The following is a 25,797-nucleotide window of genomic DNA, read 5'->3' as shown; positions in this document are numbered from 1 at the left end:
CAGGCAGCATACGCCGGATCAGGCGCGACTCAAATCGCTCTGCATGTCGCCCAATAGTGGTTGCTGTTGCTCACCGAACAGGTGCGGATAGCACTTTTCCAGGTGTTCGAAAAAGAACGCTTCAGGTACGTCGGCGAACTGGCCGTGATCGACCAGGTACTCCATCAGCTTCGCGCCATCGCGGTTGAAGGGATGAAAAACGCTGTCGTTGATCCCGTCGAATTCCAGCGGCGCCACATTGAACAGGTCGCAGAGTTTGCGGTTGAACGCGGGTGTCGCCTTGACCCAGCGATCCTGCAAGTAAAACTCGGTGTAGCCGTGCATGGCGAACATGTCGCTCTTGAGCAATTCGAGCAGCCGTGGCGTCGACAAATGATTGCGCACATCCGCCAGGCCGATTCGCGCGGGAATCCCGCAATGCCGCGCTGCACCTGCCAGCAACGTGGCCTTGGGCACGCAGTAACTCTCCCCGGCCACCAGCGCATAACTGCCGCGCAGGGTCTGCGGGTCGCGACTGAACGTGTACGGGTTGTAGCGCACCGCTTCGCGCACGGCGTAATAAAGACTGATCGCCTGCTCCAGCGGATCGCGACTGGCGCCACGGTGCTTTTCGGCGAACGCCACCACGGACGGATGGTCACTATCGATGAAGCGGCCGGGACTCAGATACTCGCGCATGAAAATAATCTCCTGGGGAAGCCCCGAGTCTAGCGAGAGCTTCAACACAGAGATAACGACGTTTCGGCCAAACATGGCCGCTTTGCCGCTCGCTCAATGAACGTATTTCCCACGTGTGCGGCCCATTTGTCGCACGAAAATCATCCGGGATTTCCCACGATTCGAATCACATCGCTCCAACCAGCCTGTTTCGCGGATGCCGTCTAAGCTCTGTGGGCTGGTTCGCCCTGGTTTCACGGAGGAATGAATATGCTGTTGTTGTGGATACTGGTTTTGCTGGTCGGGATTGCTTATTTGGCCCACCGCCGCATCGCCCCGCTGCCCGCCTTGGTCATCGTGGCCATCTATGTCGTGGCCATGGGCGCTTTCAGCCGCGCACCGGGCTGGCTGCTGCTGGTTTTCTGGGCGTTGATCGCCGCCGTCGCCGCGCCTTTGCTGCTGCCCGACCTGCGCCGCAATTTGTTCAGCGCGCCGATGTTCAACTGGTTCCAGAAAACCCTGCCGCCGATGTCGCAAACCGAACGCGATGCCATCGACGCTGGCACGGTCTGGTGGGACGGCGAACTGTTCAGTGGCCGTCCGGACTGGAGCAAGCTGCTGTCCTATCCCAAGGCGCAATTGAATGAAGAGGAACAGGCCTTCATCGACGGGCCGACCGAAACACTCTGCGCCATGGTCAGTGAATGGCAGCTCGGTCAAACCATGGACCTGCCGCCGCAAGCCTGGACATTCATCAAGGACAACGGCTTTTTCGCCCTGATCATCCCCAAGGAGTTTGGCGGCAAGGGCTTCTCCGCCTATGCCCACTCGCAAGTGGCGATGAAACTGGCGAGCCACAGCGGCGACCTTGCCTCAACCGTGATGGTCCCCAATTCCCTCGGCCCGGCCGAACTGTTGCTGCATTACGGCACCGACGAACAACGCAATCATTACCTGCCTCGCCTGGCGCGCGGCGACGACATCCCGTGTTTTGCCCTGACCGGCCCGCTGGCCGGCTCCGACGCCGGCGGCATGCCGGACTCAGGAGTGATCTGCAAAGGTGAATGGGAGGGCCAGGAAGTCCTCGGCCTGCGCCTGAACTGGGAAAAACGCTACATCACCCTCGGTCCGGTGGCCACCCTCCTCGGCCTGGCCTTCAAGGCCTACGATCCGGATCACCTGCTGGGTGACAAGGAAGACCTGGGCATCAGCCTGGCACTGATTCCGACCGACATCGCCGGTGTCGAGATCGGCCGCCGGCATCTGCCGTTGGGCGCGGCATTCATGAATGGCCCGAACTCGGGCAAGGACGTGTTCGTCCCGCTGGAGTTCCTCATCGGCGGCCAGGAGATGCTCGGCAAAGGCTGGATGATGCTGATGAACTGCCTGTCGGTCGGGCGTTCGATTTCCCTGCCGGCGGTGGGCACCGGCATGGCCAAGTTCACCAGTCTGGTAACGGGCCAATACGCTCAGGTTCGCGAGCAGTTCAATGTGCCGATTGCCTCGTTCGAAGGCATCCAGGAAGCCATGGCCCGCATTGGCGGCAACGCCTGGATGATGGACGCCGCCCGCATGCTGACCGCCAATGCAGTCGATCTGGGCGAGAAACCGTCGGTGCTGTCGGCAATTCTCAAGTACCACCTGACCGAACGCGCCCGCGACTGCATTAGCGACGCCATGGATGTGCACGGCGGCAAGGCGATCATCATGGGGCCGAACAACTACCTCGGCCGCAAATGGAACGGTGCGCCGATTTTCATCACCGTCGAAGGCGCGAACATTCTCTCGCGCAACCTGATGATCTTCGGCCAGGGCGCGATTCGCTGCCATCCGTTCGTGCTCAAGGAAATGGCCCTCGCCGGCCGTGAAGACAAGGATCAGGCGCTCAGAGAATTCGATGACCTGCTGCTCAAGCACATCGGTTTTGCCGTGGGCAACGCCGCCAGTACGCTGGTGCTCAATCTCGGTTTCGGGCATCTGGAACACACCCCGGGCGACAAACTCAGCCAAGGTTATTTCCGCGCACTCAACCGTCAGGCCGCTGCTTTCGCCCTGCTCGCCGACCTGAGCATGATGTTGCTGGGCGGCGCACTGAAACGCCGCGAACGCCTGTCCGCACGGCTAGGCGACGTATTGAGCAACCTTTACCTGGCGTCCGCCGCGCTCAAGCGCTACAACGACCTTGACTCACCGCAGTACATGACACCACTGCTGACCTGGGCCATGGAAGAAAGCCTGGGCCAGGCGGAACGGGCGATGGATGAACTGCTGAGCAACTTCCCGAACAAAGTCGTGGGCTGTGTGTTGCGAGTGATCGTGTTCCCGTTCGGGCGCCGGCACAAAGGGCCATCGGACAAACTCGGCGCCGAAGTCGCAGGGGTGATCGGCCGCGCCAAGGGCGACCCGGCACTGGAAGAAGTGCTCCTGGGGTGCTACCGCCCGCAAGCGAGCGACGATCCGGTCGGTGCACTGCAACACGCCTGCAATCTGTTGAGCACCGCACAGCCGCTGCAGAAAAAACTGCATATGGCACTCAAAAGTGGCCAGGTCAAACCAGTGGCCGGCGAGTCGGTGATCGATGCCGCCCTCGAGGCGGGTGTATTGCAGCCGGTGGAAGCCCAAACCCTGCGAGAAGCCGAAGCGGCTCGGCGCAAGGTGATCGATGTCGATGACTTTGACCAAGAGGCCTTGGCACTGGCCAAGGGAAAAGTCCGCTGATCCCCTCAAACATGTAAAAACGGGCGCGGGCGCTTTATACTCCCGCGCCCGTTTTGCTCTTGAGGACTTATCTCGTGTCCAACATCGTTGCCGATCATCTCGTTTTACTCGACCACCTGCGCAGCATCCTGGTCGCCGTAGGTGAGGCCGAGCAGGTTCCCGACGAAAGTCATGCCTTGTTCCTTGAGCGCTTCGACGAACTGCTTGCGTTACTGCCTGTCGACCCGATCGAAAGCCAGTACCTGGGCCAGGACATCCTGTGCCAGGTCATCACTCGCTACCCGCAAATCGCTCACCTGGTCCCGCGCGACCTGCTGTGGTATTTCGCCGGCGACTGCCTGCACTACATGCCCGATGATGAAATCGACCTGTATCAGGCACTGGAAGAGCGCCGCTTCGAAGCCGAACAGAACGACGAGCCCTTCGATTGGAACCAGGAAAAGCAGTTGCTGGCGCTGTCGAACCAGGACAGCAAGCACTGATCATCAATCAGTGATGCCAAAGGCCCGCATGCTTGAGCATGCGGGCCTTTTTTTTCCTTCAGCGCACCCCGTCAACTTCAGGCAACCGCACTGTGCCGCGACCTTTTCCGCAGCGTCCGCCTGCCTAGCTCCAGCCTTTGCACCAATAGTTTTCTCTCTATCTCATGGCACTTTGGTTTGATTGAACTACCTTCAAACTACAAGAAGTCATAACGGCTCGAGTTTTCACGTTAGCTTCAGTGATCAGATAGCGGATTGGCAAAAGGAGTTACCTCACCATGATCCTGGCAGGCGTTTTCCGGCTCTGTACCTGCATTGCCGATGACTTTCCGGGGGGACCAGGTCGAACCATAGGCGCGAGTATCGCTCCGACAGGCAGTCCAGGTCACCGGATCACTGAAAACCGTTTCAGCAATGGTCGCTCGCTATCCAGCCAGATCAGCGAATTGCGCCCGCTCATGTGTAGCACGCAAGGAATAACGCCAAGGCCGTGGATAAGTGGTCTGGCGCATTGGGAGAGGTAGTCCGGTCCCCGTGAGTGATCCGAGACAACTTAGTCAGCCTGAAGATGGCCTATCCAGCGAGGATGTCCTTAATGAGCTTTCGTACCGAGCCCGCTTTCAAGCGAATTATCCATGGCCTGTTCTGGATGGGCCTCAGCGTGGATGCGGCTCAGGCCGCGCCGGCCAATTGTTCACAACTGGACAATTGGCCGACAACGTACGAGGTCGGTCAGGGGCTGCAGAATGAACTGCGCAGCCCCGTTCCGGTGACGCAACTGGCGGTGGGTGACCCGAAAATTGCCGACGTGCAGCCCAGCGGCAGCAGCGCGTTCATACTCACGGGCATTGCGCCGGGGACCACCAGCCTGATGGTCTGGACCGCCTGTTCGAAAACGCCACGCCAAAGCATGGTGTTCGTCAAGGGTAGAGCCACATCGGCGCTGACCAGTGTGCCGTCGGTGCCCTCCGACGACCCGTTGCTACCGAGCCAGGTGCAGACCGATATCCGCTTCGTTGAAGTCAGCCGGACCAAACTCAAGGAAGCCTCCGCCTCGATTTTCGGCGTCCGTGGCAACTGGCTGTTCGGCTCGCCGAGAACCTTGCCCACCATCGGCGGCATTGTCACGCCGTCAATACCGGTGAACAACGACAACTTCAACCTCACGTTTGCTACCGGCAGTACCCTGGTGGCGCTCAATGCGCTGGAGGGCAGCGGCTTCGCCTACACCCTGGCGCGGCCAAGCCTGGTAGCGCTCAGCGGGCAGAGTGCGAGCTTCCTGGCCGGCGGTGAAATACCGATTCCGGTGCCCAGTTCAGGCAGCGATAGCATTTTCATCGAGTACAAGGAGTTCGGTATCCGCCTGACCCTGACGCCGACCATCGTTGGGAAAAACCGAATTGCACTGAAGGTGGCGCCGGAAGTCAGTGAACTAGACTTCACCAATGCAGTGAGCATCGCCGGCACGATAGTCCCGGCCCTGACCGTGCGCCGTACCGATACCAGCATCTCCCTGGCCGACGGCGAAAGCTTTGTCATCAGCGGCCTGATCAGCTCCCGCAACAATTCCCAGGTGAACAAGTTTCCGGGGCTGGGCGATATCCCGGTTCTGGGCGCGTTTTTCCGCGACAACACCATCAACCGTGAAGAGCGCGAACTGCTGATGATCGTAACCCCGCATCTGGTCCAGCCACTGGCTGCCAACGCACAACTGCCGTCATTGCCTGGCGAACAGCTGCGCAATTACGACCCGAACTTCTACCGCATGTTTTTCCTGGAAAATGGCGATTTCGACAGTCGTAGCGGGCTCTCGCAATGAACCGAAGCCTGAACCGGATGTGCCTCGCCCTCACTCGTAACGGTGACGTTGAACGCTTGCCGGGCCAGCTGTATTGCCATTGGCCAGGCGTTCAACCTGTTGTCGCCAGAGGACCTTCAATGAAAGCAGTCATTGCAATAGCGGCGACATTAATGCTCGCAGGTTGTGCCAGCAATGGTCTGTCTTCGCGACCGGCCAGCTGTGCCAAGCCCGGTTCGGAGCAAGAACTGGCCCTGAACCTGGCCGACAACATGGCCGACGAAGGCCGTTTGTATGCCAGCCTGGCGAATCTGGAAGGATTGCCCGATAACCTGGTCCAGGTTCGCCTGCGCAAGGCTCGGGTACTGCGCTTGATGGGGCGTAGCGGCGACGCGCAGCCGTTGTACGAAGGCTTGCTAGGCACCTGTCTGGCGGCTGAAGGGGAACATGGCCTGGGCCAGTTGGCCGCCGCCAGAAATGATAATGCCGCCGCTGCCACTCACCTCGAGCGTGCGGTGAGGATGGCCCCCACCGACGACAGGATGCGCAATGACCTGGGGGTCGTCTACCTCAATCAGCAACGGATCCCTGAAGCACGCTTTGAGTTCATGACCGCCATGGAGCTCAAGCAGGCAAACACACTGGCGGCACTCAATATGGTGACGCTGCTGATCTACCAGGATAACTGGAAGGCGGCCGCCGAACTCGTGACCCGCGCCGACTTGAGCCCCAAGCAAGTCGTAGAGGCTCAAACCCGCGCGGAAAAACTCAAGGCCTCCGCCAAAAAAGTGGTGGCATCCGAGGGGAATCGCAAGACTGAGGTAGCAGATGCCTCAGCCAGTGCGAACAAGTAGAACGTTCGAGGAGTCGAGATGAATACCAAACGGCTGTTGATCGTGTGCACGGCTTGTCTGTCAACCACTGCCTGGGCCATTGAGCCGGGCCCCTCCTCGCCGTATCAACAAGGCACCGAGCAGTGGTTGCAGCTGCAGATTCGCGGAGTGGTTGCCTCCCCTAAACTGCAAACCGCTTCGGCCACCGAACGTGACCTGGCCATGCAGCGCTGGCTCAATAGCTTCAACTACCCGATTCCGGAATTTTATGACCAGGATGCAGCGGGAGAAATGACCATCGGCAACTGAGTCATGTCGATGGGTGATCAGCCTCTGGTGTCGTCCAGAGTAGCCTGGCTGCAAAGCCGGGCTTGATGTCGTGTGCAGGAAAGCAGTGGTATCTACACATTATCCAATCCTTACCGAATTACCCCCGAAGCTGCCGCAGGCTGCGACAGCTCTGGGGAGATGTGTAGATCAAGCTCGGATGGCGAGGCCATCGCGCTCGACAGCCTCCGGCCGTTTTACCTCACCCGAATGCTTTGAATACCCCGATCAAGGCGGGGCCGATAGCGACCAGAAAGAAGCTCGGCCATAGACAGAAAATCAGTGGAAATATCAGCTTGGTACCGATTTTCGCCCCCATCTCTTCGGCGGCCTGCGTACGCCGGTCACGGAACTCTTCGGCATAGATGCGCAAGGTGTCGGCCACGCTGGTACCAAAACGGATACTCTGCGCCAACAGGTTGACCAGACCTTGTACGTCATCCAGCCCAGTGCGCACAGCCAGTTGCTTGAGCGCCGCGGTACTCGAAATTCCTGCGCGGATTTGTGCATTGACCAGGGCCAGTTCTTCAGCCAATTCGACCTGACTGACCGACATCTCCTCAGCCACCCGTTCGATGGTCATGGGCAAGGCCAGGCCCGACTCCACGCACACCACCATCAGATCCAGTGCATCCGGAAACGCGGCGCGCAGCCGGCCTTGTCGCTTCTGTTTGCGCTTGGCGACATACAGCGCTGGCATCAACCATCCGATACCCGCCACCAAGACCACCAACAGCAGCCCCATGATCAGGGAAACCTTGGGAATCATCGGCAACAGCAGCAACGCAATACCGATCAATAACAGCGGTAACATCAAGCGCACTGCCCAGTACATCTGCACCGCCGACGAGGAGCGGTACCCCGCATGCATTAACAGGGTCTGGGTGGCGGATGTTTGAGCTGACTCGGCCGAGGCAAAGCGCTGGCCGACCCGCTCCAGCAACAGTTGCAGGTTACCCGGAGCTTCCTGCCCGGTCGCGTTGCCTAAATAACCACGCTTGATCAGCGAAAGACGACGCTGCACGGGATCCTGAAGCCCTATCATCAGCAGGATCACGGCACCAACCGCAAGTACCGTACTCAAACCGATCGCGCCAAGGAACAACAGGCGCGCCATCTCCTCGTTCCCCGTGACCCGACTGAACAACCCGAGTAAAAAATCCATGACCTGTACCTCCCGGCAGCGAATACCGCTTAAACCTGAATCCGGATAATTTTGCGAATCCAGAAAATCCCGACCAACATGGCACCAAAAGCCCAAAGTATCAGCCTATGGCCCATCGGATCATTGAGCAGCAACGGCATGTACATAGGGGTAGTGAACAAAATCACAGCCGCCAGTACGAAGGGAATGGCCACCAGTATCCAGGCCGACATCCGCCCTTCGGCCGACAGGGTTTTGACCTTGCGCTGAAAACGGAAGCGCCCGCGGATCAGCAGACTCAGACGCTCCAGCACCTCGGTCAGATTACCGCCGGTCTCACGATGGATAAGGATCGAGGTCACCAGCATCATCACCGTCATGCTCGGCATGCGCTCCAGTAAGCCGAGCATGGCCCGGCGTACATCGTTGCCATAGTTGATATCGGAGAAGGTCAGGCCAAACTCATGAGCCACCGGCCCCTTGTGCTCCTCGGCCACCAGGCGCAGGGTTTCGTTGAATGGGTGCCCAGCGCGCAAAGCGCGGCACATGGCATCCAGCGCGTCCGGCAGGCCTTCCTCGAACGCAGCGAAACGCTTGCCACGGTCGTGAGAGATTTTCAGTATGGGTAACCAGAAAACCGCGAAACCCGCCAGCAGCGCCATCCACCAGACTGACCAAACCATCCAGATCAAGATACCCGCCCAGACACCCAGCGCCAGCCCGAGCAGCAATACCCGATAGGCCCGGTATTCGTGCCCGGACTGCTCGATCATTTGCGTCAATGCCTCCATAAAAGGCAGCTGCTCAAGCCTGGCCTCCAATGGCGACAAACGCGTCAGGTATTTCTGTCGCAACACGGTATGCATGCTGGACTGATTGTTGGCTTTCTCCAGTACATGCAAGCGGCCGCGGATGCGCTTGCGCATCTTGCCGGCCTCGCCGAATACCGGCACCGCCACGCCCTGGGACAGGAGGAAGACGGCAATAAACACCATGCCGAGGAACATCAGAATGAATTCACCAGGAACCTGGTTCATGATTGCCGTGCCTCCATCCACTCAGGCCTGAACATCGCAAGCGGCAACTCGATCCCGCGCTTGGCCAGCACATCGCGGAAGGCGGGGATCATGCCGCTAGGCCGAAAATCACCGAGTACTTCGCCGTTTTCGCCTACGCCGTGGCGCACGAAGGAGAAGATTTCGGTCATGGTGATGATCTCGCCCTCCATGCCGTTGATCTCCTGCACGCTGACCAGGCGGCGCTTGCCGTCCTCCTGGCGTTCCAGCTGGATGACCACTCCGATGGCCGAAGCGATCTGTTGGCGCATGGCCTTGATCGGGAAGGTCGCCCCGGTCATCGACACCATGTTCTCGATTCGCCCCAATGCATCGCGTGCGGTGTTGGCGTGGATCGTGGTCAACGAGCCGTCGTGACCGGTGTTCATCGCAGTCAGCATGTCCAGCGCCTCGGCGCCGCGCACTTCGCCGATCACAATACGGTCCGGCCGCATCCGCAGGCTGTTGCGCACCAACTCCCGCTGGTTCACCTCACCACGTCCCTCGATATTCGAAGGCCGGGTTTCCAGGCGCACCACATGGGGTTGCTGCAGTTGCAGTTCGGCCGAGTCTTCGATGGTGACGATGCGCTCGTTGTGCGGAATGAAACTGGACAGGACATTGAGCATGGTGGTCTTGCCGCTGCCGGTACCGCCGGAAATCAGCACGTTCAAGCGCCCACGGACAATCGCCTTGAGCAGCAGGGCAATGGCCGGGGTCAATGCCCCCACCTGGATCAGGCTATCGGTATTGAGCAGGTCCACGGCAAAGCGCCGGATCGACATGCTAGGGCCGTCGATGGCCAGCGGCGGGATAATCGCGTTGACCCGCGAACCGTCCTTGAGCCGCGCATCCACCAACGGCGAAGACTCGTCGATACGCCGACCCAGGCTGGAAACGATGCGGTCAATGATGTTCAGCAAATGCCGATCATCGCGGAAACGAACATCGGTGCGTTGCAGCTTGCCGAAGCGCTCGACATACACTGAGTCATGTCGGTTGACCAAAATGTCGGACACACTGTGATCGGCCAGCAGGGGTTCCAGAGGCCCCAGACCGAGCACCTCGTCGATAATCTGCTTGATGATCAACTGGCGGCTGGAAGTACTCACCGGTGCCGAATGCTCATCGAGCAGGCGCTGGCAAATATCGCGAATCTGCCGCGCGGCCTCAGCCTGTTCCAGGGAGTCCAGCAAGGACAGGTCCATGACCTTGAGCAACTGCTGGTAAATCTTTTCTCGCCACTCGGCTTCCACCGGGGTGACCTGACTTTTGGTTTCGTAAAGAACGTCCGGCGTTGCACGTTCCCACGCCATTATTTCCTCTGCCGGATCCGGCAGGTCGTCCCCCGGCTGGTTAGCCGACGATGAGGCGGGTTTACCGGACTGTTTGCGCAAGCGGTTACGAAAGTCGCTGATCATGGGTCACCCCCCGAAAAAACGGTTGAAGGCGCGTTTGAACACACCTTTTTTTCCAGCCATCTGGTTGCCGACCAAGTCGTCGGCCACGTTGCGCAGGGCAGTGGTGATCGCCGCCTTCGGCGCATGCAGCTCCAACGGCACGCCAGTGTTCTGACTCTGGCTGACCAGGTTGAAGTCGTTGGGTAATTTCGACAGGTTCGTGCTACGCAGCGCCTCGCCGATATCCTTGAGGCTGACCGCTGCCGTCTTGTCATAGCGGTTGACCACTATCTGCAACTGATCTCCACGCACACCCAGGTCTTCGCGAAGAATCCGCACCAGAGAGCTGGCATCGCGCAAATGGCTGACGCTCTGCTGCACCACCACGTACACCCGATCCACCTGTTCCAGCACGGAGCCGGTGAGGTGGTCGATTTGTCGCGGCAGATCGATCACTACCCAGTCATAGCTGGCGCGGGCCAATTGCAACAAGGTATCAAGTTGCTCGGGCTGGGCATCCTGCGGCAGGCACAGCTCGCCGGCCCGCCCACCCAGCACATGCAAGGTCGGGCTGAAGTGGCTGCAAAAACCGCGTAACGCGACGCTGTCCATGCCGTCGATCTGGTGCAACACCTCCAGATGACTGTGCGACTGCGCCACATCCAGGTAATGCGTCACGCTGCCAAATTGCAGGTCCATGTCCAGCAACAGGGTACAGCCACCCTTCATGCTGAGCTGCTGGGCCAAGTTGCAGGCCAGCATGGTGCCGCCGGATCCACCCTTGGCGCTGATCACGGAGATCAATTTCCCTACTGTCCCGCTGCCGGTCCGAACCTCCATGACCAGCCGATTCAAGGCGGCGACCAGCTCCGTCTCGGCGACGGGCTCGGGCAGCACGTCACGGGCGCCGGCCTGCATCGCCAGGCGCATGCCTTCCTGTTCGCTCAGCAGCCCGCACACCAACATCGGCGGACGCTCATGGGCCGGGCGCAGCAACAGTGCCGCCAACTCCTCGCGCCACAGGTGGCTGACGCGCAACAGCAACAGATCGGGCATCCGGTCCAGGCCGTAGAGCGGGTCGACATGCCCATTGCTCACCAGCCGAGTACTCACCTCCAGGCTGGGCATGCGTTGGCAGACGCCTTGCAGGTCGCGCAACGACGTGGCATCACGGCTGCTGATCAGCAACCTGAGCCCGGCTTTGCCGGTAGAACTGGCGAGTGGGGTGTCCTTGGTATTCAGCATGGCGTGATCTCCCCGGAATCGGAATGACGCCCGAGGCTTTCGCGTGGCAACGTTGCCCTGAATGTAGGCAAGGTAATGGGCACGCCGAACCCGGGAATGAACAGATTGAAAACGAAGTTTTGCAGGCTCAACCGGACATAGCGGATTGCACGAAAACCATTGACGCTGACCAGATCAGCGGGGTTGGCCACCTGTGCACCGTTTACATCCAGGTAGGTCAACGTCAGGTGAGTGGTGGCCAGATCGCCGATCAGCTGGCTATTACCTGCATTGCCCGCGGCATTGAAGATCGCCCGCCGCAATACCACCGGATCGCTGATATCGCACACCGCCGCCAGGCGCGTACCACGCCGTACGGCTTCATCCAGCGCATTGACCGTGAAGTACAGGCGGCCCATTTCCACTACGCCGAACAACAGTGTGAACACCAACAGACCAACGATGGCGAACTCCACCGTATAGGTGCCGCGCATGTATTTTCTATTCATTACAGGGCCCTCATCACGGTAGTGGCGACCAGCGGAATGCCCAGTGCAATCTGATTACCAAAAAAACCGGGAAGCGATCCGGTGCAATTGCCAGCGCCAATCACCGGGCAGAACGTATAAGTGATGGTGACCCGAACATGGTCGGTGCCCACTGCGGCGACGACCACATTGCCAGTCGTCAACCCTGACATCACAGCGGTCCCGGTGTTGGCAGGCACGCCATACACCGCAACGTTTTTCGTCTGGGTCAGTAGCGTACTGCTCATGGCGACCGCACCCAGCGTCGAGTCCCAAGCCTGGCTGGCGACGAAACGGTCGGCATCGCGGCTGGCCTGCAGCAACAAGTTGTACTGATAGAACATGCGGCCGAACTCACCGAAGCCCAGTAACAGCAACAGCAACACCGGCAGGACGAGGGTGAATTCCACCATGGCCAGGCCTTGCTGGCGCTGCCGATGTTTAAATCCATGAAGTCTCATGACGCCCCCCTACGAGTCAGTGCTCGGAGTGCTGCTGCCGTTGAGATAGGTTTTGTAGAGCTGAATGATCTGCGGGCCAGAATCGGTGGACGGCGAGGGGCCGGCCACGTTGTCGCCTTCGCACTCCTTCACGAACTGGCCGAAGATCTCCGCTTCCCCGCCGCCGCCATCCATGGGCTGCACCACGAAATAACAGCCAAAACCGAGGACGGGGATCGAGGTTGAACCACTATTTTTCCCAGCGCAGTTGCCCACCACGATTTTCAGCATCCGGCGCTCGAACACCCCATTGCTCTGACAACCACTGCTGCCCCCTGCCACACACGCGGCAACGCTCGCACGCCAGTCGTTGTAGTCCAGTATCGGGTTGCCGCCCGCTGTGAGATTGCCATTGCTTGAGGTAATGGTTTGCCCTTGGTACTTCGGGCCTGTGCCGTCGTCAGTGATGGCGGGATTACTGGACGTCGTCACCAGGTCCGGCGGATAGGCCGAGGCACTGACCGGGCCGTTGTAGATGCCGAAGCGCGTATTCAGGCCTTGAGACGCAGGGCCGACCTTGTTGCCAGGCTCGGTCGTGACGTTGTCTCCCACATTGCGACAGACCTTGCCGCCTCCCGCCATCTCCTCCCTGACCGCATTGCCGCCCGAGCCAAAATCGAGCAACTGAAAGTTGCCTGGACCAATTGGAGACTGATTGCCGGAAGCCGTCTTCAATACCTTCAAATCACCAAACTGGAAGCCCCAGAACATGCCCGCGTCCGGGTCGTATTGAGCAGGGTTGCCACAGACCATCAAAGGCGCGAGATCGCAGGGGCTGGTAGGGCTGGGTCCCGCGGTAGCGATAGCCGCCACCGCCTTGTTCCCCACGACGCCTAATGACTGGGCGAAGTTCCAGAAAAACTCCGTCAGGCCATAGCTCGCTACCGATACCCGAACGTACTTGGCATCCGTCGGCCCGGGAAAAGAGAACGGGCCATAGACACTGCTTGCCATTTCCACCACTGCAAATGCGCCTGCGTTGCCGCCGACCGCCGTGGCCAATTCTTTGTTGCCCGTGGCATTGGCATTCTGTATCAGCGTATTGAGCGCGGCGGTTTGCGTCACGCTGGCACCGGTGATACCCCCTCCCACCTGACTCAGGGTTTTGGCGCCACTCAGGGCGGCGGCGTCCACCGCATTCTGCAGGCGCGTTTTGTTCAGCATCATATGCCCGCCGTCCAGAGCCAACGCCGCCATCATGGCCATCACCGCCAACGCGATCACCATCAATACACTCACCGATCCTTCCTGGCGCCTTGGCGTCGAAGTGAACGGCCGCTGAATACGAAGATTCATCATCAAGCCCTCGATTGCCGATACTGATCCGGATCGGCTCCGCCAATAACGTGGTATCCAGGCAGCTGCTGCGCAAAGTCAGCGAATGTTGACTACTTTGGCTTCAGTCCCGCGGATAACGGTGATACCCGCCCCCTCGCCGCTGCTGTGCTGTACCACACGTTTTGGCGCCGCGACGGTGGCCACGGCCATGGCCGGCGCTACAGGTGCAGCAGGTGCAACGGCCGCGATTTTCTTCTCGAGGTTCAGTGGGTTACGCAGCGCCAGTTGCAACTTGCCTTCCGTCTGCGCCGTGACCAGGGCTTCAGCCTCTGCGGCCGTCATCTCCAGCGTCACTGCACGCACCACCACCGGTTGGGTTTTGTCGGTACCTGCGGTCTGGTCCACCGCCAACACCCGTAAATTCTCGAGGATGGTCTTGGACACAGCATTATTGCTGGCATTCTCCGTGCGTTTGGTCGCCAATACATCGACCCGGTTACCCGGCAACAGGAATCCGCCGACACCAACCACATCGTCCACCCGTACCGATATGGCACGTTTGTCAGGCGCTATCAAAGAGGCCAGGGTGCTGCCCCCCAGGTGCTCGCTCAGACGTGCACCGCGCACGATGTCGCCCCGCAGAATGTCGAACGTTGCGATCTTGCCCACGGCTTTTTCGCTGGCATCGAAGGCATCGTCCGGGATCGTATCCATGGGCATGCGTACGGTCGTGACCTGCTGGGCCTCGACCATCTGCCCGAATGGAATCTCTACCGTGGCGACCACCACACTTCGAAAGTGGTCATCCGGGCTGGCATTGAGCCGTGCGCTCAGCCAAGAGTCGGCCATCCATGCAGCCCCAAGGCCCATGACCAGAGAAGCGCCTATCAGGGTAAGCGTACGAGAGCTCATGTCAGTATCTCCGTATCAAAGAAAGTCGAGCTGGACGAAGTAGTTGTGCCAGGCCCATTCCAACTCTTTCGGTGACAGTGGTCCGGAACCGCCGATATAACGCTGGCGATCGAGTGCCATGTTCAGGAGATCGCGGGGATGGCAAGGCACCAGGGGCATGCCTTCACTTGCATAAAGCCTTTGCAGCACATAACGCACCAGCAGCGGGTCATAGGAAATGCCCAGACGCTCGCTTTCCTGACGCCAGATCTTTTCGTACTGCTCGGGCTTCAGGTAACCGAATTGCAGCTTGTAGCCAATCCGGCGAAGGAAGGCCTCATCGGCCAGTTCCAGGGGGTTGAGGTTGGTGGAAAACACCAGAATCAGATCGAAAGGCAGCTCGCAATGCCGACCGCCGCCCAGGTTGAGGAAATCGCGTTTCTCTTCCATCGGGACGATCCAGCGATTGAACAGCTCGGCGGGTGCCATGCGCTGGCGTCCCATGTCGTCGATGATGAACAGGCCATTGCTGGCCTTGAGCTGCAAGGCGGCCTGGTATTGACGGGTGAAGGGGTCATAGCGAACGTCCAGCTGTTCCATGCTCAACTCACCGCCCGTGATGACGATCGGGCGTTTGCAGCACAGCAATCGACGGTCGATACCTTCGTTGAGCATCAGGGTGTTCTGCTGAGCGTTGTCATCAAGGCGCTGATGCACCTGCGGGTCATAGATCTCGATCACCGACTCGTTGATGACGATGGCATGAGGGACCCAGATGGCCTCGGCGAACAGTCGGATCAGCCGACTGCTGACATAGGTCTTGCCGGTACCCGCGGGACCATAAATCATGATCGCGCGCCCGGAGTTCATCGCCACACCCAACTGATCGAGCATCTCCTCCGTGAGCACTACGCCAGCCAGGGCATTGCGCATATCGTTGGCATTGATGCGACCATGGTGAATGGTCTGTAGCTTGATCAGGGACCGGTAGGTACTCACCGGGAAGGGTGCCGCTCCTATATAACCGCTGCGAGACAGGGCATCACGGGCGGCACTGCGACCACGTTCGGTCAGGCCATAACGCAACATCTGCCCGCCGGTTTGGCTCACCTGGCCCAGCACTTCGACACGGCCGTCCTTGCGCAGAAACGCCAGGACCTCTTCAAGTACCGCGCCGGTCAGCGCCAGACGTTCCACCAGCCGCGACATGTCCAGCACACCGGCATCAAACAAATGCTTGCACACCAACTCTCCGAGAAAACTGTCCGTCAGGCCAGTTTCGCGGATAGTGCAGGGCTGAGGAGCCAGGCGTTGTACCGCTCCCCGATCGCTGGGGTAGGCATCACTTTCGACGATGACGTGCATGGCTAGCCTCCTGGGCTACGGGCCGATCTACAGCCAATAGCCACTGGCCAGGGTTCCGAGCAAAATTGCAACGGAGTATGGGAAAGGCTTTCCGGCCACTTCATCTACCGCCGGAGCCAAGTAGGTTCGCGCCCTTAATATCAACCCGTAGCGCGCTAAGGTTTGCAGCAGCTGGCCACGAAAAAGGATGATCAAAAAACCGCACAAACCACCGGCCGTCAGACTGAAAAGCGCCGTCCACAACGCGTCATACGGTGTAAAAAAACATCCGACCATAGCCATCAACTTGACGTCCCCGGCGGCCATACCGCCCAGGGCATACAAAGGTAGAAACACTGCAAAGCCGATCAGCATGGCCAGCGCAGCATTACCAAGCCCCTCAACTCCACTTGCGTAAGCCTGACTGGTCAAACCCAAAACAAGTCCTATAAGAACCAGCAGGTTGGGGATGCGGTGGCGACGAAGGTCGCTCACCACCGCAATACCTAGCAGCCCTAACAGAACAATTGATGTAAACATCTGCTCAATAGGCATCGCTGCATCTCTCACTGGGAATAGACTTACTAGCACGCCCCACCTGGGACCATACAAGTAGCTAGCCTACCGAGCTGGGTGGTAATGGCGGTGCCCAAGGTGGTAAACGCAGTGACAACCGCCAGGGTTATTAGCCCGCCAGCCACCGCGTACTCCACGATGGTCAGACCATCTTCGTCTTTGATGAACTTCACTACCGAAGCCTTGATTGTTTGCATGATCATTTTGCCCACCTCACTCGAATGTTGTTTTTTCTGAGGCAGTACTTTCTGCGCTGCCTGATGCAACCCTAGTCAGGGACAAGGCATTGGCGTTAGGAAGATTTTGCACATCGTTAGGACTTTTTTGCGGGGCGGCCAAATACGGGGCATTGGCCTTTGCAGAAGTAACTGGAGGGGTGAACAAGGCATTGAAACGCAAAGGCAATTGTCATTGATTCACAAGCGACAGGCGGCTAAACCCAGGTTTATCGACAACACACGAGCAAACACTCGCCCGGGGCTGCCCTCCAGGTAACCCATAGAGCGAAAAGAACTAAAAATCGTCTTTCCTATCAGGATTAAATCTGCAAAGTGATGGCACCTTGGCAATACTCCTTAGCGAGAGAGTCACCAAGAACCCTAGAGTAGAGACATGACGTCCAATTTGACCAAAAGGCCATCGCTCCTGTGGTTCGATCTGACTCATGATCGGTCCACGAAAGAACTCGTCGCGCAGTTCGAGGGTTCCTGCGACTGCAATCTGGCGAAAAACTCCGTGCTGCCCATCAGGGAACAGGCAGACATGATCTGCGTCCATTTTGATCGCCCTGACACGCCAGGCTTGAGGCTGTTGCTGGAGATCAAACGCACCACCCCCAGCATCCCGATCACCATGTTCACCGTGCAGCACTCGGAGGAACTGGCTGTCTGGGCCATGCGCTCCAGCGTCTGGGAATACATGGTGCTCCCGCTCTCGACCACCGAGAAGAAGCGTTACCTGACGGCGGTGGTGCAGCTCTGCGAGCTGCGCCGAAATGCCCACGGCCAGGTCAAATCATCGCAAATCGACCACGCCCCGACCCTGCCGGACAGCATCCGGCGGACCTCAGGACATCAAAAACACCAGGCGCTGAGCAATGTCATGCTGTACATCGAACAGCACTTTCGAGACAGCATCGATCAGAGGGAATTGGCTCAGCGTTGCGGCATGACGACATTTCGCTTCAGCCGCCTGTTCAAGGAAGCCAATGGACTGGGCTTCACGGATTACATCCTGGACAAGCGCATGAACTTCGCCAAAGAACTGCTCGACAACAGCCAGATGCCGATTACCAGCATCGGCTATGAGGCCGGCTTCAAGGATCCTTCCTACTTCGCCCGTGCCTTCAAGCAGTTCGCCAACTGCACACCCAGCGAATACCGCCTGGCACGCCAACTCAGAGCGGCTGCTGCTGTGCAACTGGAGCAGGATGAAGAAACCTCTGAAGCGCTCGAAAGCCTGGTACAAAGCCTCAGCAGTTGACCTGTTTTTTTACGCGCAAACAAAAACGCCGCTCAATGAGCGGCGTTTTCGTTAAATATGGAGCGGGAAACGAGACTCGAACTCGCGACCCCGACCTTGGCAAGGTCGTGCTCTACCAACTGAGCTATTCCCGCAAATGGCGTCCCCTAGGGGACTCGAACCCCTGTTACCGCCGTGAAAGGGCGGTGTCCTAGGCCACTAGACGAAGGGGACACGCTACCCGGAACACATGGTGTGTGTTTCGGTGTCCAGAGCCGCATCCGAAGACTTGGTTCTGGTTTCACTCAGCCCTGCCCGAAAGCAACGCTGTTTAAAATTGGAGCGGGAAACGAGACTCGAACTCGCGACCCCGACCTTGGCAAGGTCGTGCTCTACCAACTGAGCTATTCCCGCATTGGCGTCCCCTAGGGGACTCGAACCCCTGTTACCGCCGTGAAAGGGCGGTGTCCTAGGCCACTAGACGAAGGGGACACACGTACAACATTCACTCCCTGCTTCGTTTCGCTGTGTGCTTTACGCTGCAAGTGGCGCGCATTCTATGGATGGATTGAGAGGTCGTCAACCCCCTGATATAAATTTATTTAAATCAATGACTTCGCCCTGCTTTTGGGAGCCATTGCGGTTTTTCCGCTGCCCGGCGTTTGACGCCTATATTCTGGCACCCGCCAAGACGTTATAGTCCACCCGATGATGGCAATCTGAGTATCGAGTGCCATCATTCATAGAAGCGGGGCTCCGGCCGATATAAGAACAAGCATGTCCGATCCAACCCGTCGTGCAGGCCTGGGGGCTCAGATGCCAAGCCACTCAACCCGCATGCGTAACCTATAAAGAGGTCTTACCGGTGACGCCACTCATGATCACCCTGCTAGTCGTAGCCGGGATCGCGCTGTTGATCGCCATTGGCTACATGAACCATGTGGTGGAAAACAACAAGCTGGAAAAGGCCCGTACCAAGATTGAGCTCAACGATCGCCTGCGACGCTGCGGCGAAATCACCGAGACGTTCCCCGGCCAGCTGATGACCCCGGCCCTCAAGCTGCTGTTGGCCCGCCTGGAACTGAACGTATGCCAGCGCCTGCTTAACCTGGAAAAATCCAGCGCCAACCTCAAGGCACGGATCGCCGAACTGGAGGCCCTTGTCGGCCAGGGTGAATCCATCCCGGTCAACAATCCGCCGGCACCGATCCAGACTGAAGCCAAGGCCAAGGATGTACGCTTCCTGCTCGAAGCCCTGCACGGCCAGGTTACCCGCGCGGCCCAGGACGGCTTCCTGCCACCCAACGAAGCCAAGCGCTGGATTCGTGAAGTGCGCCACATCCTGGTGCTGCTGCACATCGAGTTCTTCAACAACCTCGGCCAGCACTCTCTGCAACAGAACCAGCCCGGGCAGGCCCGCCTGGCATTCGAACGTGGCGTGCAATACCTGCGCAAACAACAGGAACCACAGGTCTATGCCGAGCAACTGGAGTACCTGGAAAAACTCCTGGCCAGGGCCAACGACCAGGTCATGGATCGCATCGCGCCGGTCGAAGGCGAGGTCAACCAGTTGACCGAAGGCCTCAAGGACGTCGAGGTTGACGCAGACTGGAAGAAGAAAGCGATCTACGACTGATCATCGAAAAACACTGTAGGAGCGAGCTTGCTCGCGATGGACTCCAGAGCGCCGCGTTCAGCCAGTAAACGCGCGTTATCTTTTGCGACCATCGCGAGCATGCTCGCTCCTACAGGAAGCTTTAATCGAGAGGTGGCTTTTTTAGCCTGGCCGAAGATCATTTCAAAGCCTGAAATGCCCCACCATCCCCTTCAGTTCAACCCCCAGTTGCGCCAGCTGAATACTCGACGCTGCATTGCCCTGCATCGCCAGCGATGACTGATCGGCACTGGCGCGAATACTGGTGACACTGCGGTTGATCTCCTCGGCCACCGAGCTCTGTTCCTCGGCCGCCGCGGCAATCTGTTGGTTCATCTGCTGGATCAACGACACCGCTGCCGCAATGCTTCCTAGCGCACTCTCGGTCTGCAAGGCATCGCTGACCGCCAGCTTCACCAACTCGCCACTGCTCTGGATCTGCTGCACCGACGACTGCGCCGCCGAGCGCAAGGCGCTGACCAGGCGTTCGATTTCCTCGGTCGATTGCTGGGTTCGCTTGGCCAGCGCACGCACTTCATCGGCCACCACTGCAAAGCCCCTGCCCTGCTCGCCGGCCCGGGCTGCCTCGATCGCCGCGTTCAACGCCAGCAGATTGGTTTGCTCCGCCACGCTTTTGATCACACTCAAAACCGTGCCGATGTTCTGTATTTCCGCACTCAGGCTTTCGATGCTCGAACTGGCCGAGGTGGCCGAGTCCGCCAACTGCTCGATCCGCGCCATGCTCTGGCGCACCACCTGCTGACCACTTTCAACCTTGCCGTCAGCGGTTTGCGCGGCCAGCGCAGCTTCCTCTGCATTACGCGCGACGTCATGCACCGTGGCCGTCATCTGATTCATTGCGGTGGCGACCTGTTCGGTTTCCTCCTTCTGCGTGCTGACTTCGAGATTGGTCTGTTCAGTCACCGCCGACAACGATTGGGCGGAAGTCGCCAACTGCTCGATCCCCGACTGCAAGCCGCTGACTATATGGCTGAGCCCCGCGCCCATTTGTTGCATTGCCTGCATCAACTGGCCGATTTCGTCACGGCGGGTCACGTCAATGGTCGCACTCAAATCCCCTGAGGCAATCTGCTGTGCCACCTGAATCACACGGCGCAGCGGTGCCACGATCAACCGGGTGATGATCCACGCGGCAACCAGTCCAACCAGCAAGGCCAGGGCAGAAGAGCCAATGATCAGCAGCGAGTTCTTTTTCAGTTCAGCCTGCATCGCCAGGTCTTGCGCGACATAAGCCTGATCCACCCGCTCGACCACTTGGGCTGCGCGCTGGTGTAATTGTTGATAGACGGTTTTTTCCTGTTCCAGCAGGCCGGTGTACTCGGCGAGCTTGTCACTGAAACTGACGATATGACCCATCACCTCATTGAGGACGGTCTGGTAACCCTCGTCCTTGACCGTAGTCTTGAGCTGTTCGGCCTGGGCCAATGCCTGGCTGGCCTGTTCGATCTTGCCCTGCCCGGCGCTGTCGTCGCCTTTGCGGCTTTGATCCAGACGCACGCGCGCTTCATTCATGGCTTGCAGCATCAGGCGTGAAACCTGGCTGACCTGGCTGGCCTGCTCGATGAATTGCGCACCGTCCTTGCCTTCGGAGTCTTTCAGCGTATAGGTGCCGTCATCGGTGAGCCCGGATTGCAATACATCAAGGTTATTGGCCACGCTGGACACCGACCAACTGGCCATTTCCAGCGCCAGGTCCTTGGCCTGGCTGAGCGAGACAAATTCGTCGAAGGCCTTGCGATAGGCTCCCAGGGACTGTTCGACATCATTCATCACCGGCACGTTGGCCGCAGACGCGGCCTTGAGCTGGCCGGCCAGGGCGATCAAGCCATCGACGCCCTCGTGCAGGGCATCGACGGTTTTCGGATTGCCGTGCAAGGCGTACTCCTGCTCCAGTAGCCGCACCTTGAGCAAACCGCTGTTGAGCGATGACATTTGCTTGAGCCCATCGAAGCGCTGGCTGATGGTTTGCAGGGACCAAACGCCAATGCCCGCCACCAGCGCAGTCAACAACAGCACCAGGACAAACCCGACACCCAGTTTTTTCGCCATACCGAGGTTGGCAAAACGTCCTTGCACGGCCGAATTCATTGCACTTAGTCCCCTGCCAAAGTCTGTAGACGCAGATTCGCAACGGGCCAGTGGCAACACAAGGCTCTGGCTCCGGAATAATGGCAAAAAGCTACGCCAACGTCGTTTTCAGAACGTTTGAGGTCGATCCCGGGCAATGGCCTGAAAGAACGCCCGGGCACGCGGATCGCAGGCATATGTCACGTTGATACGCTGCCAGTCACTGGACTCACCCGAGGGGTTGAAGGCGGTCTTCGATGACAGCAGTACACCCAGGCGCCGTGCCTGGGTTCGCAGCTGATCGTAGTCGGACATTCGTGATCGCGCCCAGATGAACAGGCCTCCCGCCGGCTTGCCGAAAACTTCCCATTCGGCATCTTCGAGCAATTGCAGCACCACCAGCCGGTCGCTGCTCAAGCGTTGGCGCTGACGCTGTACCAGTTTGCGGTAGGCACCGTTAGCCAACAGGCACGCCAGCACCGATTCGCAAAATCGCGAGGCGCCCATGCCACTGATCATCTTGACCTCGGCCAGACGTGTAATGACTTCGGCATCGGCCACCACGAAACCGACCCGCAAGGAACTGCTGAGGGTCTTGGAAAAGCTGCCCACGTAGATCACATCGTCGTCCAGCGCAGCCAGTCGCATACCGGAACCGCTGTGCAAATCCGCATAAACGTCGTCTTCGATCACCTGCACGCCGAAGGTCCTGGCCAGTTGCAGCACGCGGCGCGCCACCACCGGTGCAAGGCTGCTGCCGGTCGGGTTGTGATAGAAGCTATTGATGAACAGCCCTTGGGGCCGGTGTTTGACCAGCACCGACTCGAGCACGTCCACGTCCGGCCCGCGCGGTGTTCGCGGTATCTCGACCATGTGGATGCCGTGCAGCCTGAGCAGATCGAACAGCACCGGATAACCGGGACTCTCCACGACCACACAGTCACCGGCCTTGAACAGCGTCCGCACAATCAGGTCGAGCCCCTGACTGGCACCCGCCGTGGTCATGATCCGGTTGTCCTTTGCCCGAATATCCAGCTGCCTGAGGTGCTTGAGGATCTGTTGTCGCAAGGCTGGCAAACCCAGCGGCGTGCTGTAGTTGAACAGGCTGGCCGTGTCGGTACGACTGACTTGCCGAATCGCGTAAGTCAGATCGTCTGTCTCGCGCCAGCTTTCAGGCAGTCCGCCACAGCCAAGCCTCAACTCACTCGAAAAAGTCCCGTGATCGGGCTCCGCCCCCTCGAACCACACCGGCTCGTGCTTTGTGCCTGTGGCCAATGCCGGATCGGCAACCGCATAACCGGCTCCATGACCTGACACCAGCATTCCCTGTGTCACCAGGCGTTCACAAGCCTGAGCGACGCTTAACTGACTGAGCAAATTGATCCGCGCGATCTGTCGCACCGAAGGCAGGCGCGTACCGGGCGATACCCCGCTGGAATGAAGCCAGCAGGTCAGTGCGTCAACAATTTGCTGTACGACGGGCACCAGCGCCTGTCGGTCGATTCTCAATTCCATGAGCAAGCAAACCCCTGTTGATTTTGCGATTAGCAGTTAATCACAGGCGTGCTCGAAGACTTGTGCGACAACGCCGCCAAAACCATTCGATCTAATCATTTGATACACATTGCCTGGCCCTTCAGCGGAACCAAAAAACCTGTGGGAGCGAGCTTGCTTGCTCCCACAGGTTCGCAGTGTGTCTGGTATTGGTATGTCGAGTTAAAACGCGGTAACGCCACCGTCCACGGCCAATGAGTGCCCCGTGGTGAATGCCGCGCCATCGCTGCACAGGTACAGCACCGCGCTGGCGATCTCTTCGACCTTGCCGATGCGACCGACCGGATGCATGGCGTTGGCGAACTCGCCTTTTTTCGGGTCGGCTTCATAAGCGCGGCGGAACATATCCGTGTCGATCACCGCCGGACACACGGCGTTGACCCGGATTTTCTTCTTGGCATATTCGATGGCCGCCGACTTGGTCAGACCGATCACCGCATGTTTAGAGGCTGCGTAGATGCTCATTTTCGGCGCCGCCCCAAGGCCGGCCACCGATGCCGTATTGACGATCGCACCGCCCCCTTGCGCCAGCAGCAACGGCAACTGGTATTTCATGCACAGCCAGACACCTTTGACGTTGACGCCCATGATCGCGTCGAACTCGTCGAGCGTACCTTCGGCCAACTTGCCCTTCTCGATTTCGATACCAGCATTGTTGAAGGCATAGTCGAGGCGACCGTAAGTATTGATCACCTCCCCCATCAGATTTTTTACATCGTTTTCCAGGGTAACGTTGCAGCGCACGAAGGTCGCTTCGCCACCGGCGGTACGAATCAGCGCCACCGTGCCCTCGCCGCCCGCCACGTCCATATCGGCCACTACTACCTTCAGGCCCTCGGCGGCAAATGCCTGGGCGGTCGCGCGGCCAATACCGGCCGCCCCGCCTGTCACCACGACCACCTGGCCAGAAAACGTCATGCTCATTTTGTTATGTCCTCGAAAAGAAGAATGCGGGGAATCGCGTAGGACCAGTCTAGCCATGGAGGTCTTGAACACGGCAGCACTATCAAGGCTCCGGTTGGGCGCCCATGAGTTGCAGTGATGGAACTGCCGTACCAACTATCACTGCACTGGATCAACCTGCATTCGCCGCATCAGCCGAACTTGCAGCATCGTCGCTGACCGGCTATCAACAAAGCTTCATTCAACTTGAGTGCCTGCCATGACCTCCCAGACCAATCGCCAATTCCTGCTCGCCAAACGTCCGGTTGGCGCGGCGACCCGCGAGACATTCACCTACCAGGAAGTACCGGTCGGCGAGCCTGCGGCGGGTCAGATACTGGTCGAAAACCAATACCTGTCCCTGGATCCGGCCATGCGTGGATGGATGAACGAGGGCAAGTCCTACATCCCGCCGGTCGGGCTCGGCGAAGTCATGCGCGCCTTGGGTGTGGGCAAAGTCATTGCGTCGAACAACCCGGGGTTCGCGGTCGGGGATTACGTCAACGGCGCCCTGGGTGTGCAGGACTTCTTCCTCGGCGAACCGCGAGGCTTCTACAAGGTCGATCCGAAACTGGCACCACTGCCACGTTACTTGTCCGCGCTGGGCATGACCGGAATGACGGCGTACTTCGCCCTGCTCGACGTCGGCGCTCCAAAGGCCGGTGACACCGTGGTGCTGTCGGGCGCGGCGGGCGCCGTGGGCAGCATTGCCGGGCAGATCGCCAAGATCAAAGGGTGCCGGGTGGTTGGCATCGCCGGTGGCGCCGACAAGTGCAAGTTCCTGATCGATGAACTGGGTTTCGATGGCGCTATCGACTACAAGAGCGAAGACGTCCTCGCCGGCCTCAAGCGCGAGTGCCCGAAGGGCGTCGACGTGTATTTCGATAACGTGGGTGGCGACATTCTCGACGCGGTATTGAGCCGCCTGAACATGAAGGCGCGGGTGGTGATTTGCGGTGCCATCAGCCAGTACAACAACCAGGAAGCGGTCAAGGGACCGGCCAATTACCTGTCACTGCTGGTCAACCGCGCGCGCATGGAAGGTTTTGTGGTGATGGACTACGCCGCCCAATACGCCAGCGCCGCCCAGGAAATGGCTGGCTGGATGGCCAAGGGGCAGCTCAAGAGCAAGGAAGATATTGTCGAAGGACTGGAGACTTTCCCGGAGACGCTGATGAAATTGTTCAGCGGCGAGAACTTCGGGAAGTTGGTGTTGAAGGTCTAACCCGATATTTAGACTCACCCAAAAACCACTGTGGGAGCGAGCTTGCTCGCGATAGCGGAGTGTCAGGCAACATTGATGTCACTGATCCTCCCCCATCGCGAGCAAGCTCGCTCCCACAG

The 25,797-nt window shown here is 59.0% G+C and carries 23 protein-coding genes, 4 tRNA genes and 1 pseudogene; 8 read left to right on the top strand and 20 right to left on the bottom strand.

Going from position 1 to position 25,797, the window contains the following annotated elements:
* Positions 1–18: 18 nt before the first annotated feature.
* Positions 19–678: a transglutaminase-like domain-containing protein gene (locus tag ABIE16_RS03000; RefSeq protein ID WP_429520541.1), complete on the bottom strand. Its 660-nt coding sequence runs from the start codon at positions 676–678 to the stop codon at positions 19–21.
* Between the two features lie 249 nt (positions 679–927).
* Here ABIE16_RS03000 and ABIE16_RS02995 point away from each other — a divergent pair, with 249 nt between their 5' ends.
* The 5 genes from ABIE16_RS02995 (at position 928) to ABIE16_RS02975 (ending at position 6,797) form a co-directional block, all read left to right on the top strand.
* Complete coding sequence (locus ABIE16_RS02995; RefSeq protein ID WP_429520540.1) at positions 928–3,375, top strand: acyl-CoA dehydrogenase; 2,448 nt, start codon at positions 928–930, stop codon at positions 3,373–3,375.
* A 74-nt stretch (positions 3,376–3,449) separates the two neighbouring features.
* Positions 3,450–3,857, top strand: coding sequence for a PA2817 family protein (locus tag ABIE16_RS02990; protein ID WP_007972361.1), 408 nt, complete (start codon positions 3,450–3,452; stop codon positions 3,855–3,857).
* A 595-nt stretch (positions 3,858–4,452) separates the two neighbouring features.
* Positions 4,453–5,676, top strand: a complete 1,224-nt coding sequence (locus ABIE16_RS02985; protein WP_057713692.1) for a type II and III secretion system protein family protein — start codon at positions 4,453–4,455, stop codon at positions 5,674–5,676.
* A gap of 119 nt (positions 5,677–5,795) precedes the next feature.
* Positions 5,796–6,509 carry a tetratricopeptide repeat protein gene (locus ABIE16_RS02980; protein WP_057713691.1) on the top strand — a complete coding sequence of 238 codons (714 nt, stop codon included), beginning with the start codon at positions 5,796–5,798 and terminating at the stop codon, positions 6,507–6,509.
* Between the two features lie 18 nt (positions 6,510–6,527).
* Positions 6,528–6,797, top strand: coding sequence for a DUF3613 domain-containing protein (locus ABIE16_RS02975; protein WP_057713690.1), 270 nt, complete (start codon positions 6,528–6,530; stop codon positions 6,795–6,797).
* 220 nt (positions 6,798–7,017) lie between these two features.
* On the opposite strand, the gene ABIE16_RS02970 is transcribed toward ABIE16_RS02975, so the two are convergent.
* The 11 genes from ABIE16_RS02970 to ABIE16_RS02920 all read right to left on the bottom strand — a co-directional run bounded on the left by ABIE16_RS02970 (position 7,018) and on the right by ABIE16_RS02920 (position 16,957).
* On the bottom strand, positions 7,018–7,980 hold the full coding sequence (locus tag ABIE16_RS02970; protein WP_057713689.1) for a type II secretion system F family protein: 963 nt from the start codon (positions 7,978–7,980) through the stop codon (positions 7,018–7,020).
* Positions 7,981–8,009: 29 nt separating this feature from the next.
* Entirely contained in the window at positions 8,010–8,996 is a 987-nt protein-coding gene (locus ABIE16_RS02965) for a type II secretion system F family protein (protein WP_057713688.1), read from the bottom strand.
* The gene (locus ABIE16_RS02960; protein WP_057713687.1) at positions 8,993–10,435 is read right to left on the bottom strand and encodes a CpaF family protein; all 1,443 of its coding nucleotides are present in this window, start codon (positions 10,433–10,435) and stop codon (positions 8,993–8,995) included. The genes ABIE16_RS02965 and ABIE16_RS02960 overlap by 4 nt, the downstream gene beginning before the upstream one ends.
* Positions 10,436–10,438: 3 nt before the next feature.
* Entirely contained in the window at positions 10,439–11,659 is a 1,221-nt protein-coding gene (locus tag ABIE16_RS02955) for an AAA family ATPase (protein WP_057713686.1), read from the bottom strand.
* On the bottom strand, positions 11,653–12,147 hold the full coding sequence (locus tag ABIE16_RS02950) for a TadE/TadG family type IV pilus assembly protein (RefSeq protein ID WP_057713685.1): 495 nt from the start codon (positions 12,145–12,147) through the stop codon (positions 11,653–11,655). The genes ABIE16_RS02955 and ABIE16_RS02950 overlap by 7 nt, the downstream gene beginning before the upstream one ends.
* Entirely contained in the window at positions 12,147–12,626 is a 480-nt protein-coding gene (locus ABIE16_RS02945; RefSeq protein WP_057713684.1) for a TadE/TadG family type IV pilus assembly protein, read from the bottom strand. Before ABIE16_RS02945 ends, ABIE16_RS02950 begins: the two co-directional genes overlap by 1 nt.
* Positions 12,627–12,635: 9 nt before the next feature.
* Entirely contained in the window at positions 12,636–13,964 is a 1,329-nt protein-coding gene (locus ABIE16_RS02940) for a TadE/TadG family type IV pilus assembly protein (RefSeq protein WP_057713683.1), read from the bottom strand.
* A gap of 75 nt (positions 13,965–14,039) precedes the next feature.
* Positions 14,040–14,855, bottom strand: coding sequence for a Flp pilus assembly protein CpaB (gene cpaB / locus ABIE16_RS02935; RefSeq protein ID WP_057713682.1), 816 nt, complete (start codon positions 14,853–14,855; stop codon positions 14,040–14,042).
* 15 nt (positions 14,856–14,870) lie between these two features.
* Entirely contained in the window at positions 14,871–16,199 is a 1,329-nt protein-coding gene (locus ABIE16_RS02930) for a hypothetical protein (protein WP_057713681.1), read from the bottom strand.
* A 27-nt stretch (positions 16,200–16,226) separates the two neighbouring features.
* Positions 16,227–16,733, bottom strand: coding sequence for an A24 family peptidase (locus ABIE16_RS02925; RefSeq protein WP_340313728.1), 507 nt, complete (start codon positions 16,731–16,733; stop codon positions 16,227–16,229).
* A gap of 29 nt (positions 16,734–16,762) precedes the next feature.
* Positions 16,763–16,957 (bottom strand): Flp family type IVb pilin, encoded by a 195-nt coding sequence (locus ABIE16_RS02920; protein ID WP_340313730.1) that lies wholly within the window; start codon positions 16,955–16,957, stop codon positions 16,763–16,765.
* A 409-nt stretch (positions 16,958–17,366) separates the two neighbouring features.
* Here ABIE16_RS02920 and ABIE16_RS02915 point away from each other — a divergent pair, with 409 nt between their 5' ends.
* Positions 17,367–18,236, top strand: a complete 870-nt coding sequence (locus tag ABIE16_RS02915; RefSeq protein WP_340313732.1) for an AraC family transcriptional regulator — start codon at positions 17,367–17,369, stop codon at positions 18,234–18,236.
* A 58-nt stretch (positions 18,237–18,294) separates the two neighbouring features.
* Here the strand turns inward: ABIE16_RS02915 and ABIE16_RS02910 are convergent.
* The 4 genes from ABIE16_RS02910 to ABIE16_RS02895 form a co-directional block, all read right to left on the bottom strand.
* A tRNA-Gly gene (locus tag ABIE16_RS02910) sits at positions 18,295–18,370 on the bottom strand.
* A gap of 3 nt (positions 18,371–18,373) precedes the next feature.
* A tRNA-Glu gene (locus ABIE16_RS02905) sits at positions 18,374–18,449 on the bottom strand.
* Positions 18,450–18,553: 104 nt separating this feature from the next.
* Positions 18,554–18,629 (bottom strand) — tRNA-Gly (locus ABIE16_RS02900).
* Between the two features lie 2 nt (positions 18,630–18,631).
* Positions 18,632–18,707, bottom strand: a tRNA-Glu gene (locus ABIE16_RS02895).
* Between the two features lie 385 nt (positions 18,708–19,092).
* Here ABIE16_RS02895 and ABIE16_RS02890 point away from each other — a divergent pair.
* Positions 19,093–19,851: a hypothetical protein gene (locus tag ABIE16_RS02890; protein ID WP_102669921.1), complete on the top strand. Its 759-nt coding sequence runs from the start codon at positions 19,093–19,095 to the stop codon at positions 19,849–19,851.
* A 162-nt stretch (positions 19,852–20,013) separates the two neighbouring features.
* Here ABIE16_RS02890 and ABIE16_RS02885 read toward each other — a convergent pair whose 3' ends face one another.
* From ABIE16_RS02885 to ABIE16_RS02870, 4 genes and pseudogenes are all read right to left on the bottom strand, one after another.
* Positions 20,014–20,877, bottom strand: coding sequence for a methyl-accepting chemotaxis protein (locus tag ABIE16_RS02885; RefSeq protein WP_404940405.1), 864 nt, complete (start codon positions 20,875–20,877; stop codon positions 20,014–20,016).
* A pseudogene (locus tag ABIE16_RS02880) lies at positions 20,875–21,099 on the bottom strand (HAMP domain-containing protein); the annotation flags it as partial. The gene ABIE16_RS02885 and the pseudogene ABIE16_RS02880, both read right to left, overlap by 3 nt.
* Before the next feature lie 987 nt (positions 21,100–22,086).
* On the bottom strand, positions 22,087–23,472 hold the full coding sequence (locus ABIE16_RS02875; RefSeq protein ID WP_429520539.1) for a PLP-dependent aminotransferase family protein: 1,386 nt from the start codon (positions 23,470–23,472) through the stop codon (positions 22,087–22,089).
* Positions 23,473–23,673: 201 nt separating this feature from the next.
* Positions 23,674–24,435 (bottom strand): SDR family oxidoreductase, encoded by a 762-nt coding sequence (locus ABIE16_RS02870; protein ID WP_223502742.1) that lies wholly within the window; start codon positions 24,433–24,435, stop codon positions 23,674–23,676.
* A gap of 238 nt (positions 24,436–24,673) precedes the next feature.
* Here ABIE16_RS02870 and ABIE16_RS02865 point away from each other — a divergent pair, with 238 nt between their 5' ends.
* Positions 24,674–25,678 carry an NADP-dependent oxidoreductase gene (locus ABIE16_RS02865; RefSeq protein WP_429520538.1) on the top strand — a complete coding sequence of 335 codons (1,005 nt, stop codon included), beginning with the start codon at positions 24,674–24,676 and terminating at the stop codon, positions 25,676–25,678.
* The last annotated feature ends 119 nt before the right edge of the window (positions 25,679–25,797 follow it).

It is taken from the genome of Pseudomonas sp. 2725 (assembly GCF_050434585.1).
In the GTDB taxonomy this organism is placed as follows: Bacteria; Pseudomonadota; Gammaproteobacteria; order Pseudomonadales; family Pseudomonadaceae; genus Aquipseudomonas; species Aquipseudomonas jessenii.
The sequence above is the reverse complement of the archived record's forward strand: the minus strand, read 5'-3'. Positions and strand labels throughout refer to the sequence as shown.

Coding starts and splice junctions, on each gene's coding strand:
- ABIE16_RS03000 (WP_429520541.1), bottom strand. CDS start 678: ATGCGCGAGTATCTGAGTCCCGGCCGCTTCATCGATAGTGACCATCCG.
- ABIE16_RS02995 (WP_429520540.1), top strand. CDS start 928: ATGCTGTTGTTGTGGATACTGGTTTTGCTGGTCGGGATTGCTTATTTG.
- ABIE16_RS02985 (WP_057713692.1), top strand. CDS start 4,453: ATGAGCTTTCGTACCGAGCCCGCTTTCAAGCGAATTATCCATGGCCTG.
- ABIE16_RS02980 (WP_057713691.1), top strand. CDS start 5,796: ATGAAAGCAGTCATTGCAATAGCGGCGACATTAATGCTCGCAGGTTGT.
- ABIE16_RS02975 (WP_057713690.1), top strand. CDS start 6,528: ATGAATACCAAACGGCTGTTGATCGTGTGCACGGCTTGTCTGTCAACC.
- ABIE16_RS02970 (WP_057713689.1), bottom strand. CDS start 7,980: ATGGATTTTTTACTCGGGTTGTTCAGTCGGGTCACGGGGAACGAGGAG.
- ABIE16_RS02965 (WP_057713688.1), bottom strand. CDS start 8,996: ATGAACCAGGTTCCTGGTGAATTCATTCTGATGTTCCTCGGCATGGTG.
- ABIE16_RS02960 (WP_057713687.1), bottom strand. CDS start 10,435: ATGATCAGCGACTTTCGTAACCGCTTGCGCAAACAGTCCGGTAAACCC.
- ABIE16_RS02955 (WP_057713686.1), bottom strand. CDS start 11,659: ATGCTGAATACCAAGGACACCCCACTCGCCAGTTCTACCGGCAAAGCC.
- ABIE16_RS02950 (WP_057713685.1), bottom strand. CDS start 12,147: ATGAATAGAAAATACATGCGCGGCACCTATACGGTGGAGTTCGCCATC.
- ABIE16_RS02945 (WP_057713684.1), bottom strand. CDS start 12,626: ATGAGACTTCATGGATTTAAACATCGGCAGCGCCAGCAAGGCCTGGCC.
- ABIE16_RS02940 (WP_057713683.1), bottom strand. CDS start 13,964: ATGATGAATCTTCGTATTCAGCGGCCGTTCACTTCGACGCCAAGGCGC.
- cpaB (WP_057713682.1), bottom strand. CDS start 14,855: ATGAGCTCTCGTACGCTTACCCTGATAGGCGCTTCTCTGGTCATGGGC.
- ABIE16_RS02930 (WP_057713681.1), bottom strand. CDS start 16,199: ATGCACGTCATCGTCGAAAGTGATGCCTACCCCAGCGATCGGGGAGCG.
- ABIE16_RS02925 (WP_340313728.1), bottom strand. CDS start 16,733: ATGCCTATTGAGCAGATGTTTACATCAATTGTTCTGTTAGGGCTGCTA.
- ABIE16_RS02920 (WP_340313730.1), bottom strand. CDS start 16,957: ATGATCATGCAAACAATCAAGGCTTCGGTAGTGAAGTTCATCAAAGAC.
- ABIE16_RS02915 (WP_340313732.1), top strand. CDS start 17,367: ATGACGTCCAATTTGACCAAAAGGCCATCGCTCCTGTGGTTCGATCTG.
- ABIE16_RS02890 (WP_102669921.1), top strand. CDS start 19,093: ATGATCACCCTGCTAGTCGTAGCCGGGATCGCGCTGTTGATCGCCATT.
- ABIE16_RS02885 (WP_404940405.1), bottom strand. CDS start 20,877: ATGGGCGCGGGGCTCAGCCATATAGTCAGCGGCTTGCAGTCGGGGATC.
- ABIE16_RS02875 (WP_429520539.1), bottom strand. CDS start 23,472: ATGGAATTGAGAATCGACCGACAGGCGCTGGTGCCCGTCGTACAGCAA.
- ABIE16_RS02870 (WP_223502742.1), bottom strand. CDS start 24,435: ATGAGCATGACGTTTTCTGGCCAGGTGGTCGTGGTGACAGGCGGGGCG.
- ABIE16_RS02865 (WP_429520538.1), top strand. CDS start 24,674: ATGACCTCCCAGACCAATCGCCAATTCCTGCTCGCCAAACGTCCGGTT.